This window comes from Bartonella sp. AD328YNZD (assembly GCF_042196425.1).
In genome coordinates this window covers 1-6,105 of the sequence record NZ_JBHIQG010000075.1, presented here as the reverse complement: position 1 = coordinate 6,105, position 6,105 = coordinate 1, and the positions used below count along the sequence as shown (strand labels likewise).

At 36.5% G+C, this 6,105-nt stretch carries 4 protein-coding genes, 1 tRNA gene and 1 pseudogene; 4 read left to right on the top strand and 2 right to left on the bottom strand.

Translation table 11 applies throughout. The features are described from left to right. Positions 1 to 314 precede the first annotated feature (314 nt). Positions 315 to 470 (bottom strand): hypothetical protein, encoded by a 156-nt coding sequence (locus tag ACFIO3_RS05260; RefSeq protein ID WP_375694484.1) that lies wholly within the window; start codon positions 468 to 470, stop codon positions 315 to 317. A gap of 598 nt (positions 471 to 1,068) precedes the next feature. Here ACFIO3_RS05260 and fumC point away from each other — a divergent pair. Together fumC and ACFIO3_RS05250 are read left to right on the top strand one after the other, a co-directional pair. Next, positions 1,069 to 1,278 (top strand): annotated as a pseudogene (gene fumC / locus ACFIO3_RS05255) (class II fumarate hydratase); the annotation flags it as partial. Between the two features lie 667 nt (positions 1,279 to 1,945). Then, complete coding sequence (locus tag ACFIO3_RS05250; RefSeq protein WP_375608134.1) at positions 1,946 to 2,836, top strand: outer membrane protein; 891 nt, start codon at positions 1,946 to 1,948, stop codon at positions 2,834 to 2,836. 2,148 nt (positions 2,837 to 4,984) lie between these two features. Here ACFIO3_RS05250 and ACFIO3_RS05245 read toward each other — a convergent pair. Continuing rightward, positions 4,985 to 5,069: transfer RNA gene (locus ACFIO3_RS05245), tRNA-Leu, on the bottom strand. A gap of 191 nt (positions 5,070 to 5,260) precedes the next feature. On the opposite strand from ACFIO3_RS05245, the gene ACFIO3_RS05240 reads away from it, so the two are divergent. Both ACFIO3_RS05240 and ACFIO3_RS05235 read left to right on the top strand, forming a co-directional pair. Then, positions 5,261 to 5,866, top strand: a complete 606-nt coding sequence (locus ACFIO3_RS05240; RefSeq protein ID WP_375608133.1) for a YqaA family protein — start codon at positions 5,261 to 5,263, stop codon at positions 5,864 to 5,866. A 12-nt stretch (positions 5,867 to 5,878) separates the two neighbouring features. After that, on the top strand, positions 5,879 to 6,105 hold a 227-nt coding region (locus ACFIO3_RS05235; RefSeq protein WP_375704172.1), incomplete at its 3' end, for a disulfide bond formation protein B.

Below are 6,105 nucleotides of genomic sequence, written 5' to 3'. Positions count from 1 at the left end.
GCTTATATACCAAAGAGGATGAGTGTATTGCATATCCCTGTTTGGATCGTCTCTATAATGGAAATACAGCCTCATTTACAGAGAATATAAAGCCGTAAAGTAAAATCAATCTCCAGCTTTGCATCCTTTAATTTAGCCTTACAACTTTCAAAAACGTCAAGAGCAATATCTTTTAACGAATAGAGAGAATGCATTGCCTCACGCTTTTATTTTTCACGTTCTTTAATGGAATCACGTCCTTCATGTAAAATAGAACACCCCAAATCAAATATACTTGCGTAGCTAATTTACACGTTTTTTAAAGAAACATATCTCTATGTTCTCAAACCCATTTCGCAACAGTGTCCGTAAATGATATAACCTAAACACCATTGAACGCCCCCATCTTTACGCTTAGAGCAAACCAGCACCATCAACACAACTTCTACCAACGTCCACGATTGCGTGACATCCCTTAGTATTGGAGTCATGAGGGGATTTTGTCCTTGTCTTATACAGTTTCACTCCACACAGGGCTCTCCCCGCTTGTAACGCACAAAAAAACATGATTTTGTTTGATCCAACAAGCAACAAACTTGAAACGAGAAAACCCTAGGGTGTTTAAGGGTTTCATTCACGTTGAAGAGCACTCAATTATCCACTTATAAATCAGTCCATTCTCCCCCAAAGCCCCCTATAAAGAAGATGAAAACTTCTTAAGCCTCTCTGTTAAAAAATCGGGAGGCAAACACCCCGATTATGATGACTCCACAACATTCATTTTAGGGTCTCATTAGACTCTCATCGCCGTTTGCGACTCTTGCCCACGATTGCGTGAAATCCCTTATTGCGTGACGCCCCTTGACACTTGGAACAATGCATGAGGAGCATTTGTCTTTTATACAGTTTCACTCCACACAAGGCTCTCCCCGCTTGTAACGCACAAAAAAACATGATTTTGTTTGATCCAACAAGCAACAAACTTGAAACGAGAAAACCCTAGGGTGTTTAAGGGTTTCATTCACGTTGAAGAGCACTAAATTATCATTGATAAATCAGGATATTGCCAAAAGAAGAACAGCTCTTTGAACAGTACTTAATGCACCAAACGGTTTCGACATTGCCTTTGCCGAAACAATCCGCCTACTCTCGGAGGTCTCCTTTAAGACTACTCGCAATAAATTTAAAGCACCCTGCTCCTCATGGAATCCCTCACGCCTCATGGGAGCCCTCGCATTTCCACAAAAGTCTGAATGGATGTACGCTAATCTCTTTAAAATTGCCAATGACATTCGGTTTTAGGCTCTGATCTACATTCTGACTTAAGCGAACAAGAAGGAAGATAATTTATCGTTTTACATGGTGCATAAGAAACTTCATGAAACTTGAGATTCTCGCATTTCTCCCCTTTTTATTCTTGGTATTGCCCCTTACTTGTTCTTCCTATTGTATTGAATCAATCAAAATTATTCGCCAAAATTATTCACTTGAGCATCATAAGCGAGAGCGTCATATAAATAAAAAACGATTGAAAAAAATAACGTCACGCATTTCTCAAACACCAAGAGCTATCGCAATATTGGAAACTGGCAAAGAATATAACAGTGCTAACATGCATTTTTAAATATCAATTTGATATCACCCATAATGAATATTGCATCTATAGAATAAATAATAAAAAGTATTTTATATATAAGATAATGGTTTTTTAATAAACTAAAAGCTTATTTTCTTATAGCATAATGTTTTCTAAACACAGAGTACAGTGAAGGACTATATTAAAAAGCTTGCAAATCAACGTTTCCATAATGAAAACCGCATGAAAAACAAGTTAAAAAAACTTTCAAAGTTACGTAAGCATAAATTTTTAGAGGATTTTATTTTTTCATAATGATATTAACTATAGATTTTTTTAACCAATTCATATACAATATATTATGTATTTAAAATAAATTGGGGACGTTTTATGAACACAAAATGTTTAATTACACTATCTATTTTCACTTTCATTACTGCTTCAACAGCGCAAGCAGCAGATACAGTAATCTTTAAGCAACCACAACTGAATGTTTCATCGCCAAACATTTTATCGCCACGTATCTCACCGGTTACTGTCTCTGCGCCTTTTTCTTGGTCTGGTTTTTATTTTGGAGGACAAACTGGATATTTTTCCAGTCAAAACACTCTAAATTACGCACAAGAAGCCAGAGAGGGGAAATGGGCTTGGGTTGATAGAGGCTTATCTCCCAAACCATCAGGATTGAGAGCAGGTTTGTATGCAGGCGCTAATATTGATCTGGGAGATAACCTTATTTTCAGTTTTGATACGGACATGGTCTGGTCTGGGAGAAAAAACACCCAAACAGACAATGGAAAGAAAATTCTAGATGAATTAGACACAATTAACGCAGCTTTTAAAGAGGCTGGGATTCCTATTATAAAACCTGCAGCCCAAGATGAAACGATACCCAACTATGGTGACATTGTTGTAAGCAGTGTAACGTTGAAAGAAAAATGGGCTGGCGCCGCACGCGCGCGTATTGGTTTTGCTTCCCATCGTCTTATGCCTTATATTGCAGGGGGTATCGCCTACACACAGATGCAATATATCATGTCACTGTTAACAAAATCGCAAGAAGATTCGACAGTATTTGCTTCTGGCAATGTATTAGATGAGACAAAAATCATGGTTGGTTACACTATTGGTGGTGGTTTTGATCTTGCAATGACAGATAACATCGTCATGCGTACAGAATATCGCTATTCAGATTTTTTTAAACAGAAATTTGCCGACGATAAACTTAAAATCGCCTCAAAAACGCATGATTTTCGCCTCGGCATTGCTTATAAATTCTAATATCTTGTAAAAATTGAACTGTTAAAAAACCCTGTTAAAAACAGGGTTTTTTTATAGCTCCCTTTCCCTTAGAAAGACGAAGATTCTCGAAACCAGTGCTAAACTTTAAACAAATGGTTACGAAACAATCCAGCTTTTCTTAAAGCAAGGTCCTATCCTTTGATCATTTCATGGTATACGTTTGGAATATAATAACTACAACATATTGACTTATAAAGATAATTTAGTTTTATTCAGTTTGAATGAGAGTTCCGAATAACATAAGATTCTCTCATTTCAAATCTGTTCATGTTGAATCAATAAAAACCATTCGCTTGTACGTCACAAGCGGGGCTGGAATGTGGGTAAATTGTATAAGACAAGGACCAAAAATGCTTCTTATGAATTTTATCAAATACCAAGGGCTTTAGCAACATTGAGAATTAGCAAATTGTGTAATAGCGCCGGTTTGCTTATTCATAAAGCTTTTATACACTTCACAAGCATTTTGACATCATACGATTGGGTGCCATCGTAAAATTAATAAGAGCACTTATTAAGAGATATTTCTTTAAAATAAATACGGATACCGCGCTTCAATGACAACTTCATATGATGATAACATGACAACAGCATAAAATAGAAAATCATCAGTTAATTTTTCAACTTCCTCTTCACATCTAAAAGAAAGCTTCCCTCATTAATCCATAAACAATCCAGTTTTTTCTGAAAAGTAACGTCCCTAACCACTTCTCGCACTTGACTTCATAAGATAACCAAACAAGATAACAAATCTATCCTTGGAGATTTTATCCAATCCGCTTTCCACTTATATCTTCACACTTTGCAATTTGTACACTCTTGTAAGAAAAAACTCTGTTGTCAAAGACAACCACTCAGTAAAAAAAAGATGACAGTCCTTTGAATAGCACAAATAAGGGACCTAATCTCCTCTTCACATCTGAAAGCTTCCCTCACTAACCTATAAATAATCCGATTTTTTCGGTGTAAATTCATCAACTTTCTGCTTATAGGATTCACTTTATATAGGGTCATGAGAATTCACTTGCCTCCCTCTTCAAAGGATAAAAAATCCAAAACCCACACCAATCTGTAAACAGATCGTATTCTTAATAGAGTCTAGTTTCTCTTGGCTTGCTATTCATGTGATGAACATGCATCAAGCGCTATGAGCAAACCCTTTCCCGAAATATCCAACGCCTCTTAAAAAAACGCTTTAACGTTTTAAGGAGGTTGTATTATAATACTTCAAATGAAGTGTCTTTATGCAGCGCATCAAAAGAATAACACAAACATCATTGTAAACAATCATAGAAATGACAACAGCAACCAGCAAAGCATCCTTCAAGAACAAACAGCTCTATTCCATTTTCCCATAAGCTGTAGTTCTATTAAAAGTTCTCACTCATCGATAGCACCAAGCAGATTCATATATAATTATTTTAAAAATAACCTTATCGTTTTACATCTTACCCTCTTCCCCACACCTCAAAGGAGGAAGATTCCTACCAGCCACTGGTCTGTCAACAATCCAGCTTCTCACGGGTAGGTTCCACCTGCTGACCCCTCATGCGGTCCACTTCATAAGTGCAACAAACAAGCCCTGCCCTGAATACGGATCACGATATTTAAAAACACTTACAATATGGAAAAATTTTCATGCCTTATATCAATGCTCTCAACAACGCTGTTTTACAGCATAATAGAATACCGTCATTTGATGATATAAGTACCATAGAGTCTCTACACCTGCAACGTCCAGCAGATGTGCCCCACTGAAAAGAGCTATATCATTTAAAAACAAACGTAGGTTTTAGAATTTTCATCCTTTAGAGCGAAAAAAAACAAATCCAAAGATGAGGTTACTCTCATACAATTTCAAATGTCATAACAGATAAAGGAAAGTATTCATGCGGTCGAGATAAGCCACACAGTCCAGCTCCATCCGCATATTTACCTTTAGGCAAATTTTTTTACAGAGAAAGCAGCAAATCTATTACGTATTCTTGTTTTCCTAATCACTTTTTAAACCACCTTTTGAATTACGCTTGTGACAGATTCATCAGATATCAAGGTCGTCCATAAAAGACAACTTAAATAAAATAAGATAAACAACGATATCAAGTGATAGTGTAGAAAATCTATAAGTGGTGCGGGTGGTCGGACTCGAACCGACACTCCTTTCGGAACCAGATTTTGAGTCTGGCGCGTCTACCAGTTCCACCACACCCGCACATTACTATAAAAGACAGACTTGTCGATTACCCTTTTGCACTATATGAAGAAGAACAGATTCGTCAACAGAAGACTTCTCATTTTTTAGAATTCATATCATTTTTTATTTGTTTTATGAAATATTGTCTCTACCGGATTTATAGAAACCTCATTTGTAAAGTCTTTACCTCTTAATTTTATAAAAAACACATGATATTAAACAAATTAAAGCTTTGGACGATTTCTTTAGCAAATCGGCGTACAGCACCACACTGGCTTGGTTTCATTGCTTTTATTGAAAGTTCTGTTTTTCCAATTCCCATAGATGTTTTATATATTCCGATGCTGCTTATCCATCCCAAGCGGGTTTATCGCTATGCTTTTCTTGCGACGATCTGTTCTGTTTTAGGAGGAATTGCCGGTTGGTTTATAGGACATTTTGCCTATGACACCCTTGCCAAACCTATTTTAGAATTTTACGGTAAAGTTGAAAGTTTTGAATCTCTAAAAAACAACGCAACCCTACAATTTCTCATCATTTTACTGATAACATCAGGTTTTTTACATCTTCCCCCCATCAAGATTGTCACAATTTTGGCTGGTGTTATGAGTGTGCGTCTTGAATTTTTCATTCTTATTTGTATTTTTTCCAGAGGCGCTCGATTTTATCTTCTCGCGTGGCTTATGAAACATTTTGGACAAAAAGCAATGAATTTTTTAGCACAGCATTTCAAATGGATTATTCTCATTGGTTTTGTTAGTCTCCTTTTAATTTATGGGGTTTTCATCGCTTTTTTAAACAAGCAGATTTTATAAGGAATAGACTCAATGGCATGCGTTTTGTCTTCTCACCCACTTTTACACAAGCACCTTCATGTTGAACCCAGCAGAAAAGAACAATGTTTCTGGGCTTTTTTTCTCACTCTTTGCTTGTCCACCATAATAGGTCTCGCCCTTAGTTTTGAATATCTTGGCGGCTATCTTCCTTGCGATTTATGTCTCATAGAGCGTTTTCCCTATTATGGTGCCATACCATTTTTGCTCTTAGCAGGTTT

What these genes read in the sequence shown, in the direction of transcription:
- ACFIO3_RS05260 (WP_375694484.1), bottom strand. Translation starts at nt 470, where the DNA reads ATGACTCCAATACTAAGGGATGTCACGCAATCGTGGACGTTGGTAGAA.
- ACFIO3_RS05250 (WP_375608134.1), top strand. Translation starts at nt 1,946, where the DNA reads ATGAACACAAAATGTTTAATTACACTATCTATTTTCACTTTCATTACT.
- ACFIO3_RS05240 (WP_375608133.1), top strand. Translation starts at nt 5,261, where the DNA reads ATGATATTAAACAAATTAAAGCTTTGGACGATTTCTTTAGCAAATCGG.